General features: G+C 64.1%; 25 protein-coding genes. 11 read left to right on the top strand and 14 right to left on the bottom strand.

The window, feature by feature from the left end; translation table 11 throughout:
* The first annotated feature begins 26 nt into the window (after window positions 1–26).
* Together M2341_RS12445 and M2341_RS12440 are read left to right on the top strand one after the other, a co-directional pair.
* Window positions 27–476, top strand: coding sequence for a DUF983 domain-containing protein (locus M2341_RS12445; RefSeq protein ID WP_264585458.1), 450 nt, complete (start codon window positions 27–29; stop codon window positions 474–476).
* The gene (locus M2341_RS12440) at window positions 473–685 is read left to right on the top strand and encodes a hypothetical protein (protein ID WP_264585457.1); all 213 of its coding nucleotides are present in this window, start codon (window positions 473–475) and stop codon (window positions 683–685) included. Before M2341_RS12445 ends, M2341_RS12440 begins: the two co-directional genes overlap by 4 nt.
* A gap of 12 nt (window positions 686–697) precedes the next feature.
* Here the strand turns inward: M2341_RS12440 and M2341_RS12435 are convergent, their stop codons facing one another.
* Window positions 698–1,057: a PilZ domain-containing protein gene (locus tag M2341_RS12435; protein ID WP_264575360.1), complete on the bottom strand. Its 360-nt coding sequence runs from the start codon at window positions 1,055–1,057 to the stop codon at window positions 698–700.
* 179 nt (window positions 1,058–1,236) lie between these two features.
* Here M2341_RS12435 and M2341_RS12430 point away from each other — a divergent pair, with 179 nt between their 5' ends.
* Complete coding sequence (locus M2341_RS12430; protein ID WP_264585456.1) at window positions 1,237–2,838, top strand: lysine--tRNA ligase; 1,602 nt, start codon at window positions 1,237–1,239, stop codon at window positions 2,836–2,838.
* Between the two features lie 42 nt (window positions 2,839–2,880).
* Here the strand turns inward: M2341_RS12430 and M2341_RS12425 are convergent, their stop codons facing one another.
* The 8 genes from M2341_RS12425 to M2341_RS12390 form a co-directional block, all read right to left on the bottom strand.
* Window positions 2,881–3,327, bottom strand: a complete 447-nt coding sequence (locus M2341_RS12425) for a hypothetical protein (protein WP_264585455.1) — start codon at window positions 3,325–3,327, stop codon at window positions 2,881–2,883.
* A gap of 140 nt (window positions 3,328–3,467) precedes the next feature.
* A complete protein-coding gene (locus M2341_RS12420; protein ID WP_264585454.1) occupies window positions 3,468–5,300 on the bottom strand; it encodes a DUF885 domain-containing protein in 1,833 nt (610 codons plus the stop codon).
* Between the two features lie 185 nt (window positions 5,301–5,485).
* Window positions 5,486–5,926 carry an RcnB family protein gene (locus M2341_RS12415; protein ID WP_264585453.1) on the bottom strand — a complete coding sequence of 147 codons (441 nt, stop codon included), beginning with the start codon at window positions 5,924–5,926 and terminating at the stop codon, window positions 5,486–5,488.
* Between the two features lie 160 nt (window positions 5,927–6,086).
* Window positions 6,087–6,776 (bottom strand): prolyl hydroxylase family protein, encoded by a 690-nt coding sequence (locus M2341_RS12410; protein ID WP_264585452.1) that lies wholly within the window; start codon window positions 6,774–6,776, stop codon window positions 6,087–6,089.
* A 148-nt stretch (window positions 6,777–6,924) separates the two neighbouring features.
* Window positions 6,925–7,866: an RcnB family protein gene (locus tag M2341_RS12405; RefSeq protein ID WP_264585451.1), complete on the bottom strand. Its 942-nt coding sequence runs from the start codon at window positions 7,864–7,866 to the stop codon at window positions 6,925–6,927.
* Between the two features lie 121 nt (window positions 7,867–7,987).
* Window positions 7,988–8,548, bottom strand: a complete 561-nt coding sequence (locus M2341_RS12400) for a (2Fe-2S)-binding protein (protein WP_264585450.1) — start codon at window positions 8,546–8,548, stop codon at window positions 7,988–7,990.
* Between the two features lie 10 nt (window positions 8,549–8,558).
* Window positions 8,559–10,661, bottom strand: coding sequence for a prolyl oligopeptidase family serine peptidase (locus tag M2341_RS12395; protein WP_264585449.1), 2,103 nt, complete (start codon window positions 10,659–10,661; stop codon window positions 8,559–8,561).
* Between the two features lie 58 nt (window positions 10,662–10,719).
* Window positions 10,720–11,478, bottom strand: coding sequence for a class II aldolase/adducin family protein (locus M2341_RS12390; protein ID WP_264585448.1), 759 nt, complete (start codon window positions 11,476–11,478; stop codon window positions 10,720–10,722).
* A 174-nt stretch (window positions 11,479–11,652) separates the two neighbouring features.
* Between M2341_RS12390 and M2341_RS12385 the strand changes: the two genes are divergently transcribed.
* The 3 genes from M2341_RS12385 (at window position 11,653) to M2341_RS12375 (ending at window position 14,403) form a co-directional block, all read left to right on the top strand.
* Window positions 11,653–13,386: a bifunctional metallophosphatase/5'-nucleotidase gene (locus tag M2341_RS12385; RefSeq protein WP_264585447.1), complete on the top strand. Its 1,734-nt coding sequence runs from the start codon at window positions 11,653–11,655 to the stop codon at window positions 13,384–13,386.
* A gap of 176 nt (window positions 13,387–13,562) precedes the next feature.
* Window positions 13,563–13,769: a 30S ribosomal protein S21 gene (gene rpsU, locus M2341_RS12380; RefSeq protein WP_181560196.1), complete on the top strand. Its 207-nt coding sequence runs from the start codon at window positions 13,563–13,565 to the stop codon at window positions 13,767–13,769.
* A 67-nt stretch (window positions 13,770–13,836) separates the two neighbouring features.
* Window positions 13,837–14,403, top strand: a complete 567-nt coding sequence (locus tag M2341_RS12375; RefSeq protein ID WP_264585446.1) for an FKBP-type peptidyl-prolyl cis-trans isomerase — start codon at window positions 13,837–13,839, stop codon at window positions 14,401–14,403.
* 81 nt (window positions 14,404–14,484) lie between these two features.
* Here M2341_RS12375 and M2341_RS12370 read toward each other — a convergent pair whose 3' ends face one another.
* The gene (locus M2341_RS12370) at window positions 14,485–14,847 is read right to left on the bottom strand and encodes a darcynin family protein (RefSeq protein WP_264585445.1); all 363 of its coding nucleotides are present in this window, start codon (window positions 14,845–14,847) and stop codon (window positions 14,485–14,487) included.
* 77 nt (window positions 14,848–14,924) lie between these two features.
* Here M2341_RS12370 and M2341_RS12365 point away from each other — a divergent pair, with 77 nt between their 5' ends.
* Window positions 14,925–15,536 (top strand): TetR/AcrR family transcriptional regulator, encoded by a 612-nt coding sequence (locus tag M2341_RS12365; protein ID WP_264585444.1) that lies wholly within the window; start codon window positions 14,925–14,927, stop codon window positions 15,534–15,536.
* A gap of 25 nt (window positions 15,537–15,561) precedes the next feature.
* Here M2341_RS12365 and lepB read toward each other — a convergent pair whose 3' ends face one another.
* The 4 genes from lepB to pyrE are packed head-to-tail and all read right to left on the bottom strand — an operon-like array spanning window position 15,562 to window position 18,225.
* A complete protein-coding gene (lepB, locus tag M2341_RS12360; protein WP_264586042.1) occupies window positions 15,562–16,479 on the bottom strand; it encodes a signal peptidase I in 918 nt (305 codons plus the stop codon).
* 14 nt (window positions 16,480–16,493) lie between these two features.
* A complete protein-coding gene (acpS, locus tag M2341_RS12355) occupies window positions 16,494–16,895 on the bottom strand; it encodes a holo-ACP synthase (protein ID WP_264573262.1) in 402 nt (133 codons plus the stop codon).
* Window positions 16,892–17,650 (bottom strand): pyridoxine 5'-phosphate synthase, encoded by a 759-nt coding sequence (locus tag M2341_RS12350; protein ID WP_264585443.1) that lies wholly within the window; start codon window positions 17,648–17,650, stop codon window positions 16,892–16,894. The genes acpS and M2341_RS12350 overlap by 4 nt, the downstream gene beginning before the upstream one ends.
* Window positions 17,647–18,225 (bottom strand): orotate phosphoribosyltransferase, encoded by a 579-nt coding sequence (gene pyrE / locus M2341_RS12345; RefSeq protein ID WP_264573260.1) that lies wholly within the window; start codon window positions 18,223–18,225, stop codon window positions 17,647–17,649. Before pyrE ends, M2341_RS12350 begins: the two co-directional genes overlap by 4 nt.
* A 189-nt stretch (window positions 18,226–18,414) precedes the next feature.
* On the opposite strand from pyrE, the gene coxB reads away from it, so the two are divergent.
* From coxB to M2341_RS12325, 4 genes are all read left to right on the top strand, one after another.
* Window positions 18,415–19,434 carry a cytochrome c oxidase subunit II gene (gene coxB, locus M2341_RS12340; protein ID WP_181560189.1) on the top strand — a complete coding sequence of 340 codons (1,020 nt, stop codon included), beginning with the start codon at window positions 18,415–18,417 and terminating at the stop codon, window positions 19,432–19,434.
* A gap of 11 nt (window positions 19,435–19,445) precedes the next feature.
* Window positions 19,446–21,116 (top strand): cytochrome c oxidase subunit I, encoded by a 1,671-nt coding sequence (gene ctaD, locus M2341_RS12335; RefSeq protein ID WP_181560188.1) that lies wholly within the window; start codon window positions 19,446–19,448, stop codon window positions 21,114–21,116.
* A gap of 157 nt (window positions 21,117–21,273) precedes the next feature.
* Window positions 21,274–22,203 (top strand): heme o synthase, encoded by a 930-nt coding sequence (locus M2341_RS12330; RefSeq protein WP_264586041.1) that lies wholly within the window; start codon window positions 21,274–21,276, stop codon window positions 22,201–22,203.
* Window positions 22,200–22,322, top strand: a complete 123-nt coding sequence (locus tag M2341_RS12325) for a hypothetical protein (protein ID WP_264570860.1) — start codon at window positions 22,200–22,202, stop codon at window positions 22,320–22,322. Before M2341_RS12330 ends, M2341_RS12325 begins: the two co-directional genes overlap by 4 nt.
* Window positions 22,323–22,330 lie beyond the last annotated feature (8 nt).

Here is a 22,330-nt window from a genome sequence, read left to right as displayed (position 1 = left end):
TTGCCAAAGGAAATGGAGCAATCGCCATGTCGAACCTGACCACGCATGAGCATGAAAACGGCCCTCGGCATGACCCCGTGCGCACCGGGTTGCGCGGCCGCTGCCCACGCTGCGCGCAGGGCCGGCTATTTAAGGGATTCCTGACCATCCGCGACTCCTGTGAGGTCTGCGGTCTCTCTTATGATTATGCCGAGCCGGCCGATGGCCCCGCTTTCTTCGTAATCTGCTTCGCCTGCGTGCCTGCAGTCGTTTTCGCGCTCGTGCTGCAGGTGAAGGCCGATCCGCCGCTATGGCTGCATCTGGTCACGACCTTGCCGCTGGTTCTTGCGACCTGTATTCTGCCATTGCGGCCGCTCAAGGGCTGGCTGATCTGCAGCCAGTATTTCTTCAAGGCGCGGGAAGGGCGGGTGTCGCAACCCTGGCGCCCTTATGGCGCGGATGGTCCGCTGGTGGCGCCTTCGGGCGACCGGCCGTGACGGCCGCCCCCATCGATCTGGCTCGCAAGGCCGCAGCGCAGCATCTGCGCGAGAGCGGCTTTGCCGACGAGGCTCAGCGCGTGGTGACGGGCGAGGGCGATGATTTTGTGGAAGTCCGGCTTGCGCTTGCCCTGCTCAAGATTCTTCAGCCCGAGTCGGGCCCCCCGGTCCGGCGCAACGGCCGGCGGCTGGTCGGCGAGGAATGTTGAGGTAGGCCGAATTCAGGCGAGGCGGCGCCCAAAACCGCGGATTGGGCTAGCGCTCACATCCGCGAAGGCCGCACTTTCCGCAAAAAGGGCTGATCGGGCCAGTTCGAGATGCTGATAGAGCGCGCCATCCCTTAGCGGGAAAATGAACCGGCAGCCGGTACGGTCAACCTCATGCCAGATGGACTGGGCATAGATCGTCTCGCTCATATAATCGATCTGGAAGCGTGTGCCTTCGCTCAGGCTGCATCCTGAAATCAGGCCGCCGTCCTCGGTCAGGTCCACCAATGTGGCCTCCTGCACGTCGAGCACGGTCGTTATGATAACAGGAACTTGGACGCAGACGCGCTGCGGCCGGTCGATCTTATGGTCCACGGTGAGACTCCCACACAAGCCCACCCGATTCTCCCCTCCCCAGGGGTTTTGCGTCTCCGGCGGACGTTCACGATGTCTTACACCAATTGGTAAAATTTTCGTTTCGTCGCATTTCTGTTTTTTGCTCTCCGGCCTTTTTGGTTGTTGCGCGCGCGCTCTTGGCGCTAGAGGCTCGCCGCATGACTGATGCTGATTATGCCGCTCAACTGCGGGAGGCCGCGAAGGTCTCCAAGGCCTGGCCCTATGAAGAAGCGCGCAAGCTGCTCAAGCGCTATCCGCAGGGCAAGCCGGGCGAAGCGCCGATGCTATTCGAGACCGGCTATGGCCCCTCGGGCCTGCCGCATATCGGCACGTTCAACGAGGTGCAGCGCACCACCATGGTCCGCCATGCCTATGAGGAAATCACCGGCGCGCCCACGCGGCTCATTGCGTTCAGCGATGATATGGACGGGCTGCGCAAGGTGCCGGACAACGTCCCCAATCAGGCAATGCTGACCGAACATCTCGGCCGACCGCTCACCCAGGTGCCCGATCCGTTCGAGAAATATGAGAGCTTCGCGCATCACAATAACGCGATGCTGCGCGCATTCCTCGATCGCTACGGGTTCGATTACGAATTCGTCTCCTCGACCGACATGTATCGCGGGGGCCAGTTCGATGACGCCCTGCGCAACGTGCTGCGCAACTATCAGGCGATCATGGACATCATGCTGCCTACGCTGCGCAAGGAGCGGCAGGCAACCTATTCGCCGGTGCTGCCGATCAGCGCCAAAAGCGGCATCGTGCTGCAGGTCCCCGTCGAGGTCGTCGACGCCGATGCCGGGATCGTCCGCTTCGAGGATGATGGCGAGACGATCGAGCAGAGCATCCTCTCCGGCGGCGCCAAGCTGCAGTGGAAGGTCGACTGGGCGATGCGCTGGGTAGCGCTCGGCGTCGATTATGAAATGGCCGGCAAGGACCTGATCGACAGCGTCACGCAAAGCTCCAAGATTGCCCGCGCGCTCGGCGGGCGCCCGCCCGAGGGCTTCAACTACGAGATGTTCCTGGACGAGAAGGGGGAGAAGATCTCCAAGTCCAAGGGCAATGGTCTCAGCATCGAACAGTGGCTGACCTATGGCTCGGAAGAGAGCCTGGCCTTCTATATCTATCGCGAGCCCAAGGCGGCCAAGTCGCTGCACATCGGCGTCATCCCCCGCGCGGTCGATGATTATGAGCAGTTCCGCTCCGCCTATGCGACGCAGGCCGTGGACAAGCGCCTCGGCAATCCCGTCCACCACGTGCATGGCGGGCAGGTGACGGACGATCCGCTGCCGGTGACCTATGGCCTGCTCCTCAATCTGGTCGGCGTCATGGGCGCCGATGCGACCGAGCATCAGGTCTGGGCCTATCTGCGCAACTACGCGCCCGATGCCTCGGTGGAGCGCTATCCGCGCGTCGCCGGCCTCGTGCGCAATGCGCTGGCCTATAATCGCGATTTCGTCGCGCCCACGCTTAAGCGCCGCGCGCCGGAGGCCAACGAAGCGCTGGCCTTGCGTGAACTGGATGCCCAGCTGGCCGCTTTGCCGGACGACGCCTCGGCCGAAGACATCCAGAATATCGTCTACGAAATCGGCAAGGACCCGCATTACGGCTTCGAGCAGCTGCGCGACTGGTTCAAGGCCCTCTATGAGACCTTGCTCGGCGCCCAGCAGGGGCCACGCATGGGCAGCTTCATCGCGCTCTATGGCATTGCAAACAGCCGCAAGCTGATTGCCCAGGCGCTGGATCTGGCAGCCGCATAATCGGCAGAACGGGGGTAAGCTACCCTCCAACGTTCCCCGCGTTCAGCAGCCGCATCGGTTCTCGGGACGATGCGGCTGCAATTGCGCGGACCGGATGGCCGCCACGGCTGCGACGGTCTGGTGAAAGAGGAAATGCGTGACATCGCAGGGCAGCGTCTCGCGCAGCAGGCGCGTGGCCTCCGCCTCGTCGCCCTGGATCGCCGTCAGCGCCAGATCGCCAAGCAGCGCCTCGTCAGGGCTGAGCGACATCGCGCAGGGGCGATGCACGAGGAAATGCTCGGGCCAGCCCTCCTGCAATCCCCGCACGAGCAGAATGACGCGCCGGGCGGCGTCCATGGACCGCAAGCGGACGGCAAGGTCCGGCACAGGATCGCGGCCTGACTGGCCGTAAATAATGCACAGCCGTGCGGCCATGATGAGGTGCATGGCCGTCAACGGAAAGGACCGCAGGTCCCGAAAGGTGAAAAGAGCGGATAAATCCCTGGTCATGGCGACCCCTTCCAGCAGAATGAAGGCTGGCAGGATATGCTATTGAGAACGAATTGCAATAGTGATTGAGGTCGATGTCGGGGTCAATCCCGGTGGCTCTCGCTTGGGCGGGGCCACCGGGTGCACACAGGCGCGGCCGATTACCGAGCCTTGGTGCCGGCAATCCAATCGTCGATCTTGCGCTCCAGCACGCTCATCGGCAGCGCGCCGGTCATCAGCACCTGATCGTGGAAGGCCTTGACGTCGAACCGGTCGCCAAGCGCCGCCTGCGCCTTCTTCTTCAGCCGCTGGATGGTCAGCGCGCCGATCTTGTAGGAGAGGGCCTGGGCCGGCATGGCGATGTACCGCTCGACCTCGGCGGTGGCGTCCGTCTTCCCCATCGAGCTGTTGTCGAGCATGTATGCAATGGCCTGATCGCGGGTCCAGCCCTTGGCGTGGATGCCGGTATCCACCACCAGCCGCATCGCGCGGAGCATCTCGTCGTCAAGATGGCCCATGCGCTGATAGGGGTCTTTGAACAGGCCGAAATCATAGCCCAGCGTCTCGGCATACAGCGCCCAGCCTTCGACATAGGCCGTGTTGCCGCCGAAGCGGATGAAGTCGGGCAGGCTGGCATTTTCCTGCGCGAGGCTGATCTGGAAGTGATGGCCCGGCGCGCCTTCGTGCAGATAGAGCGTCGTCATGCCCGGAATGCTGCGGGAGGGCAGGTCATAGGCGTTGAAGTAGAAGACGCCGGGGCGCGTGCCATCGGGCGTGCCATTCTCGTAGGAGCCGCCAGCCTCGAACTTCTCGCGGAACTCCGGATACGGCCGGATTTCCAGCTTGGCCTTGGGCAGCGTCGAGAACTGGCTCGGCACCTTCTCATCGACGATCTTGCCGATGCGGTAGAATTCCTCCGTCATCCACTCGCGGGACTTGGGGTGAAATTCCGGGGCCTCGCGCAAATGGGTGAAGAAGGCGCCGAGCGTGCCTTTGAATCCCACCTCGTCCCGCACCTGTTCCATCTCGCTGCGGATGCGCGCCACTTCCGAGAGGCCGAGGTTATGGATATAATCCGGCGTGAGCGGCAGCGTCGTCATGCTCTTGACCAGCGCGGCATAAAGCTCCGCGCCACCCTTCATGGCGCTGAGGCCAACGCCTTCGCGTGCCACCGGCAGATAGTCCGCTTTCAGGAAGTCGCGCAGCCGCGTCTGGGCGGGGTTGATCTCGTTGATCAGCGCGTCCCGATAGGCCTTGGTCAGCCGCTGCCGGTCAGCCGGCGCGATGTCCTCGGGAAAATCCTTCACCGGCTGGTAGAAGGGCGACTCGTCCACAGGCTGGGCCAGCAGGGCGTCCAACTGAGAGATCGTATTGCCGATGGTCAGCTTCGTCTCGACAACGCCGCTCGCCATGCCCTCGCGGAACCGCCCGATGGCGCGGTCGAGATAGCGCACATAGTCCTTGTGACGCTTGAGGTTGTTCTCATAGTCGGCGAGCGTCTTGAACGGCGCCGCGCCCTTGCCGGACGACAAGGTCGGGTAGAAGGTGTGCAGCCCCGTGAAATGATTGATCGGGATGACCGCGCTAATGTTGACCAGCGGCGGGCTGAGCTTCGTCAGCTTGTCCTGCACTTCCCACTCGAACACGTCATAGGCGATCTTGTTCTGGGCGTTCAGCCGGTCGCGGTTGATTGCGTGGAGAGCGGCGAGATTGTCCTGCGCGATTTTGCGCTCGGTCGCGAAATAGGCGTCGCTGATATAATCGCCCATGCGGTCGGCATGGCGCATATCACCCCGGAACAGCGCGTCGAGCGGGTTGTTGGCGAGCGTGGCCTCGTTTGCGCTGGCGAACAGCGCAGTCAGGCGCTGATCCTCGCTCGAGGCAGTCTGTCCGGCAGGTTGCGCCGCAGGCGTCTGGGCCAGCAGGGGCGTGGCAAAAGCGGTGGCGGCGAGCAGCAACGAGAGGCTGCGGGTAAGGCGCTGGGCGCGGAACATGGGAAATCCTTTCCGGGAAGGTCGATCGGGGGATCGCATGCTTGGATGCGTAGCGCCGCGCGCTGTTCATCACAACGCTCGACCGGCTCGTTTCGTCGCGCGGAAGCATGCTCAGCCGCACAAAAAGGGCCGCGCCGAATGTCGGCGCCGCCCTCTTCATTCCCATCCCGAAAAGGGACGCGTGGTCAGCGGTAACGGAAGGCGTTGTGGATCACCTTCACGACCCTGCCGGTGCGCGTATTCACGAGCAGTGCGTCGTCATAATGGCGTACCCAGACCTGGTTCGCGCGGGGGGCATCCCAGTGGAAGCGGCGCCAGTCAGTCACGACATAGCTGCGGCCGTAATAGACGGGCCGGATGGTGACGCCTGCCTTGAAGCTCTGATATTTGAACGGGGCCGCGCGCCACGGGCGCTCGCGATTATAGTCGCGCACCTCGCGCTGATAGTCCCAGCGAGCGTCGCGCAGGTCACGCTTGGCATCGCGAACATCGCGGCGGGCGTCGTTTACATCGCGACGAGCTTCCCGCACATCCTGCCGGTCCTGGGCATGATAGGGCTGGGCCATCGCGGTGGCGGGGATGAGGGTGAGGGCTGCAAGCCCGCCGAGCAGAAACTTTTTCATCATGTGACACTCCTTTCAGTGCCGGCCAGGCGCCTCATTCTGCGGCCTTGGTCGCCTGATCCTTATCGGCTCGACGGGCTGAATGGCGCGCGAACGCCTGTGTCAGCTTTCGCTCATAAGTGTCGCAATTTGTCTGAGGTGCCCCGCGTGGCTGAACCCGGAGTCACGGTTTATTGCGCGGTTCCCACGGGCGCTCGCGATACCAGCGGGTCACGACATATTTGGCGCCTTTGGTAACGGGCAGGGCAGCATGCAGCGTATCGTAATTGGGGCTGCCGTCCGCGGTCATATTGTTCCAGATCAGCAGCGTGCCGGTGCGGGGCGGAATGGTCACGCCGAGGCGCGGAAATTGCGTCTCGCCGCCCGCTTCGACATCGCACAGATAGGCCATCGCCGTCCAGCAGCGCTGTCCGCCAGTCGCCCGCATCGCCGGCCAATAGTGCACCTTCGCGGGAAAATAATCGCAATGGAGCTGATATTGCTGGGACTCGTAATAACGCTGGCCCTGCAGCAGCTCGCCATAGTCGCCTTCGATGCCCATCAGCGCGTCGATGCGCTTCGTTACTGCGACCACGAGCGGATCGTAGATATCGAGATTGCAGCTGCTGCTGGTGCGGTACCCCGACTCGGTGCCGGAAAACAGCTTGGAGGGTTTGCACCCAGCATCGATCTTGCCGATCAACTCGGTGCATTCCTTGGGCGTCACCAGTCCGTGGCGCAGGAACATCTCGGCGCGCTCGGTCTGCACCCGGCTGATCATCGGGTTGCGGGAGAGGCGCTGGCGCACGCGGACACCGATCTCCGCGCGGGCTTGCGAGGGAAGTTCCGCGTCATCTGGCCAATTTTGCTTCATGCCTGCCTCCTGCCATCCCGATCCCGGGCTTAGCAAGGGGAGGCGGTGCGCCCGCACCCAAAAAAGGACCGGCCCCTGCCGAAGCGGGAACCGGCCCAGTCTTTCCTGAAGGCCGCTCAGGAAGGGCTTGGTGCGGGCGCCGACCCGCTCACCAGAAGAAGTCGTGGATCACATCGACGACATAGCCGTCACGCGTGTCGACCAGCAGCGCATCGTCATAATAGCGCACCCAACGCAGCGAGCCGTAGACGGGCGGCAGGCGGTACTCGTAGGGATCGCTGATCCAGTAATTCCGCCCGAACAGCATGTCGTTCAGGTAGATGCCGATCGAGAAACGGCGATAGCCGTAGTTCCAGCCATAGGGCGCGTAATAGGTCGGCATCCTGTAGACCGAGCGATACTGCGTACGGTAGCGCTGCCAGTCATAGCGCCGGTCGTTGCGCCAGCGATTGTCCCAGCGGCGCTGGTCGGCCCAGCGTTGGCGCTCGTTCAGGCGCTGCCGCTCCCAGTCGGCGCGGTCCCGGCCTGCGCTGTCATTGCGTCGCCAGTCATTGTCGCGGCGACCATCCCAGCGGCGCGCGTCGTCGCGGTCCCGCCAGTCGGTGCGGTTGCCATCCCGATTGGCCTGCTCGCGGCGACGCTCCCATTCGGCGCGGTTCTCGGCCTGCTGGCGGCTATCGTCACGCCAGTTGGCATTGTTCCGGCTGGTGTCATTCCAGCTGCGCGGCTGATCGCGGGGACGCTCGCGCTGCTCGGGCCTGTCGGGCCGGCCGGCCTGATCGGGTGCGCGACGGTCCTGCCAATTGGGGCGGGGCGCATCGGACGGCGCGACGCGGGTCGTGGTCACCGTAGCGGGCGCGCGCTGCTGCGGAGCCGGCTGCGGACGCATGCCTTCCCCACGCGAAGGTCCACCGCGCTGTCCCGACCAGTCACGCCGGCGATCGCCGCCATCCTGCCGCGGGGCGGATTGCTGCTGCTGGTTCTGGTTGCGGATCCAGTCGCCCCGGTTGGCGCTGCGCTCCTGCGCAGCAACCGGCGCTGTGGCCAGCATGGTGGAAGCCAGCAGGCCGAAGGTCAAAAGACGGCTCATCGTGGTTACATCCTCAAAGCAGGCGGTTCTTCGCCATTAAGGATGTGTTTACGACAAGGCCGCTGTCGTCATGCTGAACATTGCTGACAGCGATGCGAAAGCTTGTCTCGCAGCGGGACGCTCAATCGGCGGTCGAGCGCCCGTCATTAGGCGGCGTCATGGCGGGCACATGGCGCGCGGCATCTGCCGGCGCGATGCCCGGTGCCGGCGCGGCCGCGACCCGCTCCTCGCCGCGCATGATGCGCCCCGCCTGCTTGATCGCCTCGCGTATGCGCGGATAGGTGCCGCAGCGGCAGATATTGGTCATCGCCGTGTCGATCTGCGCGTCGGTCGGGTTGCTGTTCCGGCGCAGCAGCACGGAGGCCGCCATGATCATGCCGGACTGGCAGTAGCCGCATTGCGGCACCATCTGCGCTGCCCAGGCCTGCTGCACGGGATGGCTGCGATCGGGCGACAGCGCCTCGATGGTCGTGACGAACCGGCCTTCCATCGCGGCGATCGTGACCTGGCAGGAGCGGATCGCGAGACCGTCAATGTCGACTGTGCAGGCGCCACAGTCTCCCGTGCCGCAGCCATATTTGGTGCCGGTGAGGTTGGAAGCATCCCGCAAAGCCCATAGCAAGGGCGTCTGCGGGTCCATCTTATATTCGACCGGGCGGTCGTTGACGGTGAACTTGGTCATCGGCCCCGCGTCACTTGCCGTCGACGAGCTTGCGGGTGAAGTAGACCATTTCCATCGCCTTCAACCGGGCACTTTGCTCGATGTCCGCATCGCCCGAATGGCCGCCTGCCGTGTCCTCGTAGAAGAAATAGGGGATGCCATAATCCTTGAGCCGCGCCGCGAACTTGCGGGCGTGCTGCGGGCCGACGCGGTCATCCTTGGTCGTCGTCCAGATATAGGGCTCAGGATAGGCCTTGCCCTTCACCACATTATGATAGGGCGAGATGGTCTCAAGAAACGCCTTTTCCTCCGGCACCGAGACGCTGCCATATTCATCGACCCAGCTCGGCCCGGCGGCGATCTGCTCGAAGCGCAGCATATCCAGCAGCGGCACCTGAATGACCACGGCATTCCATAGCTCTGGGTGCTGGTTGAACTCCACGCCCATCAGCAGCCCGCCATTGGAGCCGCCGAAGATGCCGAACTTCATGGGGCTGGAGAGCTTGCGCGCGAAGATATCCCGGCCCACGGCAGCAAAATCATCATAGATGATCTGGCGCTTGGTCTTGAGCCCCGCCTGATGCCAGGCCGGCCCGAATTCCCCGCCGCCACGGATGTTGGCGACGACGAAGCTGCCGCCCCGCTCCAGCCACAGCTTGCCGATCAGCGCGGAGTAGGACGGCGTGTAGGAAACCTCGAACCCGCCATAAGCCGTCATGATCGTGGGCGTGCTGGCATCGCGCGCCATGCCCTCGCGGTGGACGATGAAATAGGGGATTTTCGTTCCGTCAGTGGAGCTGGCCTCGAACTGCTCGACCACCAGCCCGCTGGCATCGAAGCGGGCAGGCAGGGCCTTCACCTGCACCGGCGCCGGCTTGGCGGCATCGATCTGCCAGAGTGTCGTCGGCTGGAGAAAACCAGTGACGGAGAGATAGGCCGCATTGTCCCGGTCGCTGGCCGCCGCGATGCCGATGGAGGCATTGTCGGGCAGGGTCAGCGCGGTCGATGTCCAGCCCGTCGCGGTCGGCGTCAACACGGCGGCGCGGCCACGCACATTGTCGGTGGTGGCGAGGATGACATGGTCGCGGGTCGTGGCGACCTGCTCGACCGATTGCCGGGCGCCCGGTGCGAACAATATTTGGGGCACCAGCGTCCGCTCGGCGCGCAGATCATCGAGCGAGATCGCCACCGCGCTGCCGGTCGGCACGTCCACGCCGCCGCTGCGCCATGGCTCGCTGGTCTTGAGGATCACCCGGCCGGCGATCATGCCCGAGAGTGTGGACTTTGCCGGCAGCGGCAGCTTGCGCACGCCCTGCGGCGTGACGAGGATGTAATCATTCTCGAAGAAGGTCCGCGAGCGCACGAGCATCACTGCTCGATTACCCGCGCCATCGTTCAGCACCGCCGGCCAGACGCCGACATCCTCCTTCGCACCGCGGAACACCTCTGTGGCATCGCTCAGCGGCGCGCCGCGCTTCAGCGTCTTGACGACGAACGGATAGCCCGAGGCCGTCAGCGTGCCCTCGCCCCAGTCGCGCGAGGCGATGAGCGTGTCGGCATCCACCCAGTCGACACCCTGCTTCGACGTGGAAAGCGCAAAACCGCCCTTGACGAAGGTGCCGGTGGTGAGATCGAACTCGCGAATGTCGGTGGCATCCTCGCCACCGTCAGAGAGCGAAATCAGGCAACGCCGCTCATCCGGCTCTAGGCAGGTCGCGCCTTTCCACACCCATTTCTTCGCCTCGGCCTTGCTCAGCGCGTCGAGATCGAGCGCGGTCGTCCAGGGCGGGCTGGCCTGCGCATACTCGCTGGCGCTGGTGTGCCGCCAGATGCCCTGCGGATGCGCGGCATCCCGCCAGAAATTATAGATGCGCCCGCCGATCAGGCTCGGCATCGGGATGCGGTCGGTCGCCGTGGCGATGGCAATCGCGTCCTTCACCATGCCGGGGTAATTGGGGTCGTTCTGAAGCACGTTCACGGTGCGCGCATTCTCCGCCTTCACCCACGCCATGGACTTCTCCCCATGCCAGTCCTCGAGCCAGAGGAAGGGATCGTCCTGCGCCACAGTGTCTGCCGTAGCCGCCGTCGTTCCGCTTGCGAGGGTGATCGCAGCCGCCATTGCCAATACCTTCATGGAGATTCTTCCCGGAAACACGCCCCTGATTGCCACCAGCGGCGTGCTGGAGCAATGCTCAGTCGCGCCAGCTCGGGTCGATCCGGTCGATCACGCGCACCATCGCGGCAAAGTCGAGCATCCCGAACCGCTCGGCCGGAATGGCCGAAAACATGTCGCGCTTATGCACGGCCAGCACCTCGTCTGGGATGATCAGCGGCGTGCCCGCCTGCCGGGTCGCCAGCTGGATTTCGCAGGCCCGCTCGAATACGAAATAGCGTAGGAATGCCTCCGGCAACGTCTGGCCCATCACCAGCAAGCCATGGTTGCGCAGGATCATGAAGCGCTTCTCGCCCAGATTGGCGACGAGGCGCGCGCCTTCCTCCGTGCGCACGGTTACGCCCTCGAAATCATGATAGGCGATGTTGCCGACCAGGAAGCCGGCATAGAAGTTCGTCGCCAGCAGCCCTTCCTGGGTAGACGAGACGGCCATGCCCGCCGTGGTGTGGGTGTGGATGATACAATGCGCGTCCGGCACATGGCGGTGGAAGACGCTGTGCTGCACGAAGCCCGCGCGGTTGACCGGGTGCGGGCTGCCATCCAGCGTGTTGCCGTCAATGTCGATCTTGACGAGATTGGATGCCTTGACCTCCGAATAATGGAGGCCGAAAGGGTTGATGAGAAACGCCTGCTCTTCGCCCGGCACGCGCAGCGAGATGTGATTATAGATCAGTTCGTCCCAGCCCATATGCGCAAAGATGCGGTAGCAGGCGGCCAGTTGCTGGCGGGCCTGCCATTCGGCATCGCTCATCGGGTGTGTTTGGGCGGCTGTGGCCATGATCCTCTCTCCTTGCGCCGGACCCTCCTGGGTCTCGTGGGGCGATGGCTTGGATGATGCGCGGGAGAGGGCGGGTTGTCGAGTGAAAGGCGGCGGCCTGTGCCGCTGTCACCGCGGTGACCCGGAGCATCTGCTAACAGAGACCCGCTTTTCGCCAGCTATGGACGAGTGACGATGCAATTTTCCTCGATGATCCGCGCCAGCCTGCCGCTCGGCCTTCTCTTGCTTGGCGCCTGCGCACAGACGGCGCAGCGGCCCGCATCCCCGGCTGGCGACAGTATTGCGCGGCTGCAGATCATCGCCTTCAATGATTTTCACGGCCATATCGATACTGTCGGACAGACCGTACTCCCACCGGGCGTCTCAGCCGATGCGCCGCGCACGGCAGCGGGCGGCGCGATCCACTTTGCGCAGGCCGTCTCCCGCCTGCGGGCCGAGAATCCCAACAGCGCCGTGGTCTCCGCCGGCGACATGATCAGCGCCTCGCCACTCATCTCCGGCCATTTCCTCGATGAGCCGACGATCCGCGTGATGAACAAGGTCGGTGTCGATTTCAATTCGGTGGGCAATCATGAGTTCGATCGCGGGCCGGACGAGCTGCGGCGGATGCAGACCGGCGGCTGCACCCAGTTCACGCGGTTGCAGCCATGCCAGGTGATGAGTGATTTCCCCGGCGCGCGCTTCGGCTTTCTCGCGGCGAATGTGCAGCAGGCCGATGGGCAGACCTTGTTCCCGGCTTATGGCCTTAAGCGCTTTGCCCTCGCTGGCGGCAAGACGGTGACCGTCGGCTTTGTCGGCGTCACGCTCAAGGGCACGCCGGAGATCGTGGCGCCCAGCGGTGTCGCCAATCTGCGCTTCCTCGATGAAGCGGAGGCGGCGAACAGCTATGTCGCCGCGCTCAAGCAGGCCGGGGCAGAGATATTGGTGCTGCTGATCCACGAAGGCGGCTATCCGGGTGGGGAGGGCGATCCCGGCGATTGCGGCTCGCTCTCCGGACCGCTGCCGCAGATCATGGCGCGGCTCGATCCTGCTTTCGATCTCGTGATTTCCGGCCATACCCATCAGGCCTATGTCTGCCGCTATGGCACGGTTGATCCCAGCCGGCCCTTGCTCGCCACCAGCGCGGGTCAATATGGCACGCTGCTCACCCGCATCACGCTCGATTATGATGTCGCCGCACATCGGCTGGTCGACAAGCGGGCCGAGAACGTTCTCGTGGAGCAGCGCGAGGATGCGCCTGTCGCCCAGCCCGAGCTGACCGATCTGGTGGCGCGCTATCGCACGGCTGCCTCCAGCGTGAGCGACCGAGTCGTCGGCAAGCTGGCCGGCAGCCTGACCCAGATTGCCGATGCGAGCGGCCAGAGCACGCTCGGCAACTTCATCGCGGATGCGCAGCTGGCCTCCGTGCAGGCACCGGAGCGGGGCGGGGCGCAGCTGGCCCTCATGAATCCCGGCGGATTGCGCGCGCCCATCGCGCCCCTGGCCGATGGCAGCGTGCGCTTTGGCGATCTCTACTCCGCGCAGCCCTTCGGCAATGTGGTGCTCGTCAAGCAGCTCTCGGGCGCAGATATTCGTGCCGCGCTGGAGCAGCAGTTCACCCGTGGCGATCGCCCGTCGATTCTCGGCGTTTCCAGGGGATTCAGCTATGAATTCGACGCCAGCCGTCCCGCCGGCGCACGCGTCTTCAACATCCGCCTGAATGGCGCGGCGCTGCGAGACGAGGGGACCTATCGGGTCGCCATGAACAATTTCATCGCGCAGGGCGGTGATGGTCTGCGGCTGTTCGCACCGGCACCGGTGCTGGCGGAAGGGCCGGTGGATGTGGACGCGCTGGAGGTGTATATCGCCAGCGACTCGCAACGCGGCCCACCTGCCCTGGACCGCATCCGCAATGTCACACCGCAATGATTGTGGCCTTTTCCAAGCCTTTCCGGTCTTGATCCGGTAAGGTCACCCTGATAAGGGCAGCCCGTTCCGCCGTGGCAGATTGTCGCGGCGTATGTTATTTTAGGCAGATTGATACCGCGTCCGGAGTGTGCTCCGGTCCCTGCGGACAAGCGATAGAACTGGAGACTGACGAGCTTATGCAAATCATCGTGCGCGACAACAACGTCGACCAGGCGCTGCGGGCGCTCAAGAAGAAGCTGCAGCGTGAGGGCGTTTATCGCGAGATGAAGCTCCGTCGTCACTATGAGAAGCCCTCCGAGAAGCGTGCGCGCGAGAAGGCTGCGGCCATCCGTCGTGCCCGCAAGCTGGAGCGCAAGCGCGCCGAGCGCGACGGCGCCCGTTAAGTTACTTTCAGGGCCGCGCTTGCGGCCCTGTTGATTCTCCCGGTTTCAATAAGAAGAGGCACGGCCCATGTCCGTCACGGCGGTTCCCTTGCAGCCCATCCGGCGCGGTTCGGTTCGTCGTTTCTGGCTTGCGGTCGTGCTGGTGCTGGCCGTTGCGGCGGTGCTGGCCTGGGCTGGCAGCCGCCAGTTCGGCCATACCGCCAGCGGCCTGCGCTACCAGATGATCACGCAAGGGTCGGGCGAAAGCCCCACCCGCGATGATTTCGCCCTCGTGGCCTATAAGGGCACGCTGCCCGACGGCACGGTGTTCGACGAGAATGAGAGCGCGCCGATGGACCTGCAGTCGCTGGTCCCCGGCTTTGCGGAAGCCGTGACCCTGCTCAAGCGTGGCGGCAGCATCCGTGCGTGGATCCCCGCCGAGCTGGCTTATGGCGACAGTCCTCCTCCGGGCGGCGTCATCCCGCCGAACACGCCCTTGCAGTTCGAGATCAAGCTGCTTGAGTTCAAATCCCGCGCCGAGGTCATGCAGGCCCAGCAGATGATGCAGATGCAGCAGATGATGCAGCAGCAGGGCGGAGGTCCGGGTGGCCCGGGCGCGATGCCGCCGGGCGCGCCGGAGATGCCGCAGCCCTGATGGCAAAGGGGCGCCGATCTGGCGCCCGCTTCACACATCCCATTCCCGCCCGGCATCTGGGCTGTCATCCGGTTGAACGCCTCATCCGCCAATGACCGGCCGGCCATAATTCTTGGCATAGGCATTTTCGACACCGGTCAGAATTTCGACGATATCGAAATAACGGTCCCAGAAGGCTGTTTCCCGCAGGTCCTCGACCAGCAACTGATAGGCGTGGTGGTCGATCGCATCCCACATCCAGATGTCGGTTACGCGCGTCGCGTAGAACTCCACGTCGAAGAAGCGCAGCGCAACCTTGCCGGCGTGCTTGCGCAAAATGGGCGCGAATTGCTCACCCAGCAGCGCGAAACGCTGATCGACGGGGAAGCCGAGCCACTCCGGCGACGTCTTGACGAGCATGAAGACGGTGAGGGCGGGTTCGAACGAAAGGCTTGCATTGGTCATGATAGGTCCTTGTCAGGCTGTGTCTGCGCGGACTAAATGCGAGCAAATGCTCAAGATTGGCTACTCGCATTGACGTCATGACCAACATCCCTTCCCAGCAGCGCTCCATCCCCAGAAAATCGCCGCGGCAGAGCCGCTCTTTGGAGACGGTAAAGGCCATCGTCGAAGCGACAGCTCGCATTCTGGAGGAAAAGGGACTCGGCGGACTGACGACCAATGCCGTTGCCGAGCGCGCCGGCGTCAGCATCGGGTCGCTGTATCAGTACTTCCAGGGCAAGGACGCCCTGATCGGTGCGCTGATCTTGCGGGAAACCGCGCTGCTGATCGCCGATTGGGAAGCGGCGACAACGGCCGAGACGGGGGAGGCGGCGCTGGCTCTGCTGATCGCAGCAGCGGTCGCGCATCAACTCCGGCGCCCCGTTTTGGCGCGCCTTCTTGATATCGAGGAGGCGCGGCTGCCGCTCGATCCGGCAGTTCACGCGGTGAGCGTGCGGCTCCGCGAGATCGTCACCGGCGTGTTACAGCGCTCGGACCTTCCACCCCAAGCCGATCCAGCGCTCGCCGCGCAGGACATGCTTGCGATCATCAAGGGCATGGTTGACGCGGCTGGTGCGCATGGAGAGCGGGACCGGCCCGGTCTGGAAGAACGCGTCGGTCGGGCCGTGCGTGGCTATCTCGGCTATCGGTGAGGAGCCGCTCTTACCGCAAAAGCGCTTAACGCTGCGCCGAACCTGCTGTCTCTTCAGGATGCAGCGACATCCCTGCCCGGCCACTGCGGAAGCTGCTGATCCACGTCGCAGGATTGAGCCGTGTCGATCCATCCAGCGAGAAGGTGATGAACTCGGCGCGGCCGCCAAGCGATTCCCACGGCACGGGGCCACCAAGGCCCTGCATCGCGGCGGAGACGCGGCTGTCCGCGCTATTGTCGCGATTGTCGCCCATCAGGAACACATGGCCGGCGGGGATGCGCACCGGGCCGTACCAGTCGGTCTCTCGCGCGCCCATGTCGATGATCGTGTAGCTGCGCCCATTGGGCAGCGTCTCACGCAGCACCGGGAGCACGCATACCTGCGTGCCATCGGGCTGCGTTTCGAGCGCGCCGGGGAACTGGCGCGGATCGCACCGGCTGTTGGCATCCACCGGCATCCGCATGGCGGGCAGGGCCTCCTGCTTAACCGGCTTGCCGTTGAGGATCACCACGCCGTCGCGCACTTCCAGCAGATCGCCGGGCAGGCCGATGACCCGCTTGATATAATCCTCGTTGCTGTTCTGCGGGGTCACGATCGCGATGTCGCCGCGCTCGGGCATCTTGCCCCAAACGCGCCCGTTCATGAACGGCAGCGTGACGCCCCAGGGCTCGGGCGGTCCGCCCAGCAATGTGGTGCGCAGGATCGCGGCCGGATTGGGAATCGTCGGGGAGACGTAGGACCAGCCATAGGCATATTTGGAAACAATGAGCCTATCGCCCACCAGCATGGTCGGCATCATCGATTCGGAGGGTATGTAGAAAGGCTTGGCCACGAAGCTGTGGAAGGCGAGCACTGCCGCCAGCAGCAACACGATGCTCTTGATCTCGCCGATCCAATCGGTCTTCTTGTCAGCGCGTTTCCGGCGCGTTTCCTGCGCCTTGATCGATGCCTCATCCGTCACGGAAAGCGCGCCTCCAGAATGACGAACGCCTGCGCCCAGGGATGATCGTCGGTCAATGTCAGGTGAACAAATAGGCTGGCGCCGGGCGGGGTCAAGGCATCCAGTCGCGCTTTGGCGCCGCCCGTGAGGGCAAGCGTCGGTGCGCCGGAGGGCAGATTGACGACGCCAATGTCCTTCATGAAGACGCCGGCCTTGAATCCGGTGCCGACTGCCTTGCTGAAGGCCTCCTTGGCCGCGAAGCGCTTGGCGAGTGTCCCGGCCTTCGTAAACGGGCGCCGATTGGCTCGGGCGATCTCATGGTCGGTGAACACCCGCTGCTCGAATCGCTCTCCGAACCGGTCCAGAGAAGCCTGGATTCGCTCGATATTGCAAAGATCAGAGCCCAGGCCGACGATCATGCCTGCCCGCGCGCCTCGTCCATCAGCCTGCGCATCTGCGCCACGCTGTCGCGCAGGCCCAAGAAGATCGCCTCACCGATGAGAAAGTGGCCGATATTGAGTTCAGCGACCTGCGGAATCGCCGCGATGGGCGCGACATTCTCGTAAGTCAGGCCATGGCCGGCATGGGGCTCGATGCCGTTCTTGGCGGCCAGCGCCGCCATGTCGGTGATGCGGCGGAGTTCCGCAGCCTGCTCGGGGCCTTCGACCTCGCAATATTTGCCCGTGTGCAGTTCCACCACCGGCACCTTGAGGCGCAGCGCCGCATCGATCTGGCGCGGATCGGCCTCGATGAACAGCGAGACACGGCAGCCCGCTTCGCCGAGCCGGTCGACCATGGGCGCGAGGTGATTGTGCAACCCGGCCGCATCCAGTCCGCCCTCGGTGGTGCGCTCCTCGCGACGTTCTGGCACGAGGCAGACGGCGTGCGGCTTATGGCGCAGTGCGATCTCCAGCATCTCCTGCGTGGCGGCCATCTCGAAATTGAACGGGATCTCCAGCTCGGCGGACAGGCGCGCGATGTCCTTGTCCGTGATGTGCCGGCGATCTTCGCGCAAATGTGCGGTGATGCCGTCGGCGCCGGCTTCCTGCGCGAGCAGGGCGGCGCGGACCGGATCGGGATAGGAGGCGCCCCGCGCATTGCGGATGGTCGCCACATGATCGATGTTGACGCCCAGGCGCAGGTGGCGGCCGCACTGGTCCGCCATTGCTGTCATGCCCGGCTGCCCGGCTTGGTCGCCGGGATCGCTGCCAGTTCGGGCGGCAGATCGTCAGCGTCGTACACAGGGAAGTTGAGGCTCACGAGCGGGAAGAAGGGCACGCCGAGATTGGCCTCGCCGGCCGAGCGATCGACCACGGCGGCTTCGGCGATGACCTCGCCGCCTTCCGCGCGCACCGCTTCCATCGCCTGGCGGGAGGAGAGGCCGGTCGTCACGACGTCCTCGACCATCAGCACCTTCTGGCCGGGTGTTAGCGAGAAGCCGCGACGGAACAAGAAGGTGCCCTGCGGCCGCTCGAGAAACAGCGCATCGCAGCCCAGCGCTCGGCCCATTTCGTGGCCGATGATGATGCCGCCCATCGCCGGCGAGACAACGACGTCGATGGCGGCGCGAATATCACGCGGGATAGACTGGGCTATCGCAACGGCGATGCGGCCGGCGCGCTCGGGATTCATCAGCACGCGCGCGCACTGCAGATAGTTGGCGCTGTGCTTGCCCGAGGACAGCAGAAAATGCCCCTGGAGCAGCGCGTCACAGGCGCGAAATTCAGCGAGCACTTCCGATTCTGTCATGTTTCCGCGACCTCTTATATAGAGCGGCGCAGATAGCGGCGGACGGGCTGACAATCAACGGCTGGCATTCGGGCAATTTCTGCGCTTGAGGCTGGGAGGCTGGCTGCGTATAGGGGCCGCAAGATCAATGAGGGGGGCCGCAGTCGATGTCTTTCGCTAGCGGCCTGAAATTGAAGGCAGGTCGACCGCATGACTAGAAGAATCAATGGCTTCATGGTGGCGATCGCGCTCGGACTGAGCACGCTCGCGCCATCTTCCGCTTTCGGGCAGGCAGAACAGGCTGCTGCGCCCGCGGCGTCGACTGCGGAAGCCGCACCGGCCGCCGCCGCTGCGCCCGCAGCTCCCGCCGCGCCGGCGTTCGATCATGCCGCGCCGGTTGAAGGCATCGGCCAGCCTGCCGTGGGCGAGACGACCTTCCAGAAGCAGGTGACCTCCACGGGCAATTATGCGCTGTGGATGCACAATGTGATTCTGCTGCCGGTCATCACGGTTATCTCGCTGTTCGTGCTCGGGCTGCTGCTCTGGGTCGTGGTGCGCTATCGTCGCGCCGCCAACCCGGTGCCCTCGCGCACCTCGCACAACACGGCGATCGAGATCGTCTGGACGCTGGCGCCGGTGCTGATCCTTATCGGTATCGCCATTCCGTCGATCGACCTGCTGGCCAAGCAGTTCAAGCCAGCCCCCGCCAACGCCATCACCCTCAAGGTGACCGGCTATCAGTGGTACTGGGGTTATGAATATCCCGATCTCGGCATCGGCGAATATGTCTCCAACATGCTGCCGCCTGAAGAAGCGCTCAAGCGTGGCGAGCCCCGTCTGCTCGGCGTCGACAATCGCGTCGTCCTGCCGGTCGGCGTGCCCATCAAGGCGATCATCACCGCGGCTGACGTGATCCACTCCTTCTCGATTCCCGCCTTCTGGGTGAAGGAAGATGCTGTGCCGGGTCGTCTCAACGAGAAGACCTTCACCATCGAGAAGGAAGGCGTCTATTACGGCGTCTGCTCGGAGCTGTGCGGTGCACGCCATGGCTTCATGCCGATCTCGATCGAAGCGGTGAGCCCCGAGCGGTTCGCACAGTGGGTCCGCTCACAGGGTGGCCAGATGCCGGGTGACGCAGCCGCGCCTGCCGCTGCCGCCGAAGCACCCGCCGCCGCTCCTGCTCCCGCCAACGCCGAGACGCCCGCTGCGGCGCCCGCGACTGCATCCTGAGGACTTCCAAGATGAGCACCACAACCGCAGACGATTTCCACGGGGCGCACGCCCATGGCGATCATGATGCCGATCACAAGCCGGGCTTCTTCGTCCGCTGGTTCATGTCGACGAACCACAAGGACATCGGCACGCTTTACCTGATCTTCGCGATCATGGCCGGCGTCATTGGCGGCGCCATCTCGGGCCTCATGCGTCTCGAGCTGGCTGAGCCGGGTATTCAGTATCTCCAGCATTGGGCCACCTTCGCGGACGGTCCCGATGCGACGATCGATCAGGCCTATCACCTCTGGAACGTGCTGATCACGGCCCACGGCCTCATCATGGTGTTCTTCATGGTGATGCCGGCGATCATCGGCGGCTTCGGCAACTGGTTCGTCCCGATCATGATCGGCGCGCCGGACATGGCCTTCCCGCGGATGAACAATATCAGCTTCTGGCTGCTCATCCCGGCTTTCCTGCTCCTGCTCGGCTCGGCCTTCGTGCCCGGCGGCACCGGCAATGGTGCGGGCACCGGCTGGACCGTCTATGCGCCGCTGTCCACCAGCGGCAGCCCTGGTCCGGCGGTCGACATGGCGATTCTCTCGCTGCACATCGCGGGCGCCAGCTCGATCCTGGGCGCGATCAACTTCATCACCACCATCTTCAACATGCGCGCACCGGGGATGACCATCCACAAGATGCCGCTGTTCGTGTGGTCGGTGCTGGTCACCGCCTTCCTGCTGCTGCTCGCACTGCCCGTGCTGGCCGCGGCCATCACCATGCTGCTGACCGACCGTAACTTCGGCACCGTCTTCTATGACGCGGCCGGCGGTGGCGACCCGGTTCTCTATCAGCACCTGTTCTGGTTCTTCGGCCACCCCGAAGTGTACATCATGATCTTGCCGGGCTTCGGCATCGTCAGCCAGATCGTGTCCACCTTCAGCCGCAAGCCCGTCTTCGGTTATCTCGGCATGGCCTACGCCATGGTCGCCATCGGCGTCGTCGGCTTCATCGTGTGGGCGCACCACATGTTCACCACCGGCATGACCGTGAACATGAAGATGTACTTCACGGCCGCCACCATGGTCATCGCGGTGCCGACCGGCGTGAAGATCTTCTCGTGGATCGCCACGATGTGGGGCGGCTCGATGAGCTTCAAGACCCCCATGGTCTGGTCGCTTGGCTTCATCTTCATGTTCACCGTTGGTGGCGTGACCGGCGTGGTGCTCGCCAATGGCGGCATCGACGATAACCTGCACGACACCTACTATGTGGTCGCGCACTTCCACTATGTGCTCTCGCTCGGCGCCGTGTTCTCGCTGTTCGCAGGCTTCTACTACTGGTTCCCGAAGATGTTCGGGAAGATGTACAACGAGTTCCTGGGCCAGCTCCACTTCTGGGTGTTCTTCATCGGCGTGAACATCATGTTCTTCCCGATGCACTTCCTGGGCATGAGCGGCATGCAGCGCCGCGTGCCGGACTACACCGATGCGCTGGCCTACTGGAACGGCATCGCCTCGTTCGGTTATGCGATCATGGGCGTGGGCGTTCTGATCTTCTTCGTGAACGTCTTCATCTCGCTGCTGGCCGGCAAGAAGGCCGCTGCCAATCCGTGGGGTGAGGGTGCCACGACGCTGGAATGGACGCTGTCCAGCCCGCCGCCGTACCACCAGTTCGAGACCCTGCCGGTCATCGATTGATCGGCAACGGGTTTCACCCGCGAGCCGCCGTCTTCAGGGTGGCGGCTTGAACAGACAGGATGGCGATCGGGGGCGCGGAAGCGCTCCCGCTTGCGATATGAACTGACGAGTTGAACTGAACGCAAGGTCAGAGGTTTTGGCGAGCAAGGCATCGATCATGGGCACCGCGCCACAACAGTCTCCGCTTGGCGGGTCGACGGTTCCGCTCCCGGCGGACTGGCGCGATCTGCTCGCGCTGACCAAGCCGCGCGTGCTGACGCTCGTGGTCTTCACCGGCCTGTGCGGATTGCTGGTCGCACCCGGCAGCCTGTCTCCGGTGCTCGCCTTTACCGCTATTCTCTGCATCGCCCTCGGCGCTGGTGCGGCAGGTGCGCTCAATCAATGGTATGAAGTCGACCGCGACGCGAAGATGAAGCGTACCGCGGGTCGTCCGCTGCCGGCCGGCCGGATGAGCCGGGAAACGGCACTGCATTTCGGCGTTGGCCTCGCTGCCTTTTCCGTACTGCTGATGGGCTTTGCGACCAACTGGCTCGCCGCCGGCATCCTGGCGACGTCGATCCTCTTCTATGTGTTCATCTACACTGTCTGGCTCAAGCCACGCACGGCGCAGAATATCGTGATCGGTGGTGCGGCCGGCGCCTTTCCGCCATTGATCGGCTGGGCGGCGGTGACGGGCGATGTGGCGCTGCTGCCCATCGCCCTGTTCATGCTCATCTTCTTCTGGACGCCGCCCCACTTCTGGTCGCTCGCGCTGTTCGTGCGGATGGATTACGCCAATGCCGGCATCCCAATGCTGCCGGTGGTTGCCGGTGAGGTGACCACCCGCCGCCAGATCCTGGGCTATACCAGCATCATGGGCGTTGCTGCGCTGGCGCCGGTGGTCCTGCGGCTGACCGGCCCGATCTACGGCGTGACCGCTTTGCTGGCGACGGCGGTGTTCGCGGCCATGGCCCTGCAGGTCTCGCTGCGCCGGGAGAGCGATCCCGCGCAAATGAAGCCGGAGCGGCGGCTGTTCAAATATTCGGTTCTCTATCTTTTCCTGCTCTTCGGCGCGGTTGTCGTCGACCATTGGGTGTTTGCGGCATGACCCCTGAAGACCAGAAACTCATTCAGGAGCGCCAGCGGGCGCGGGCGCGCATCATGGCGTGGATTCTCGCGGCACTGGTCGTGCTGTTCTTTGCGATCACCATCGCGAAAATGGCCTGAGGAGCGGT

Origin of the sequence: Sphingobium sp. B7D2B, from assembly GCF_025961895.1 — a bacterium.
In the GTDB taxonomy this organism is placed as follows: Bacteria; Pseudomonadota; Alphaproteobacteria; order Sphingomonadales; family Sphingomonadaceae; genus Sphingobium.
The sequence above is the reverse complement of the archived record's forward strand: the minus strand, read 5'-3'. Positions and strand labels throughout refer to the sequence as shown.

Coding starts and splice junctions, on each gene's coding strand:
- M2341_RS12350 (WP_264585443.1), bottom strand. CDS start 17,650: ATGACAGCAATGGCGGACCAGTGCGGCCGCCACCTGCGCCTGGGCGTC.
- M2341_RS12420 (WP_264585454.1), bottom strand. CDS start 5,300: ATGTTCCGCGCCCAGCGCCTTACCCGCAGCCTCTCGTTGCTGCTCGCC.
- M2341_RS12375 (WP_264585446.1), top strand. CDS start 13,837: ATGTCCGTCACGGCGGTTCCCTTGCAGCCCATCCGGCGCGGTTCGGTT.
- rpsU (WP_181560196.1), top strand. CDS start 13,563: ATGCAAATCATCGTGCGCGACAACAACGTCGACCAGGCGCTGCGGGCG.
- M2341_RS12325 (WP_264570860.1), top strand. CDS start 22,200: ATGACCCCTGAAGACCAGAAACTCATTCAGGAGCGCCAGCGGGCGCGG.
- acpS (WP_264573262.1), bottom strand. CDS start 16,895: ATGATCGTCGGCCTGGGCTCTGATCTTTGCAATATCGAGCGAATCCAG.
- M2341_RS12415 (WP_264585453.1), bottom strand. CDS start 5,926: ATGATGAAAAAGTTTCTGCTCGGCGGGCTTGCAGCCCTCACCCTCATC.
- M2341_RS12400 (WP_264585450.1), bottom strand. CDS start 8,548: ATGACCAAGTTCACCGTCAACGACCGCCCGGTCGAATATAAGATGGAC.
- M2341_RS12365 (WP_264585444.1), top strand. CDS start 14,925: ATGACCAACATCCCTTCCCAGCAGCGCTCCATCCCCAGAAAATCGCCG.
- M2341_RS12410 (WP_264585452.1), bottom strand. CDS start 6,776: ATGAAGCAAAATTGGCCAGATGACGCGGAACTTCCCTCGCAAGCCCGC.
- M2341_RS12445 (WP_264585458.1), top strand. CDS start 27: ATGTCGAACCTGACCACGCATGAGCATGAAAACGGCCCTCGGCATGAC.
- ctaD (WP_181560188.1), top strand. CDS start 19,446: ATGAGCACCACAACCGCAGACGATTTCCACGGGGCGCACGCCCATGGC.
- M2341_RS12385 (WP_264585447.1), top strand. CDS start 11,653: ATGCAATTTTCCTCGATGATCCGCGCCAGCCTGCCGCTCGGCCTTCTC.
- M2341_RS12395 (WP_264585449.1), bottom strand. CDS start 10,661: ATGAAGGTATTGGCAATGGCGGCTGCGATCACCCTCGCAAGCGGAACG.
- M2341_RS12430 (WP_264585456.1), top strand. CDS start 1,237: ATGACTGATGCTGATTATGCCGCTCAACTGCGGGAGGCCGCGAAGGTC.
- M2341_RS12405 (WP_264585451.1), bottom strand. CDS start 7,866: ATGAGCCGTCTTTTGACCTTCGGCCTGCTGGCTTCCACCATGCTGGCC.
- M2341_RS12425 (WP_264585455.1), bottom strand. CDS start 3,327: ATGACCAGGGATTTATCCGCTCTTTTCACCTTTCGGGACCTGCGGTCC.
- coxB (WP_181560189.1), top strand. CDS start 18,415: ATGACTAGAAGAATCAATGGCTTCATGGTGGCGATCGCGCTCGGACTG.
- M2341_RS12330 (WP_264586041.1), top strand. CDS start 21,274: ATGGGCACCGCGCCACAACAGTCTCCGCTTGGCGGGTCGACGGTTCCG.
- pyrE (WP_264573260.1), bottom strand. CDS start 18,225: ATGACAGAATCGGAAGTGCTCGCTGAATTTCGCGCCTGTGACGCGCTG.
- M2341_RS12370 (WP_264585445.1), bottom strand. CDS start 14,847: ATGACCAATGCAAGCCTTTCGTTCGAACCCGCCCTCACCGTCTTCATG.
- M2341_RS12390 (WP_264585448.1), bottom strand. CDS start 11,478: ATGGCCACAGCCGCCCAAACACACCCGATGAGCGATGCCGAATGGCAG.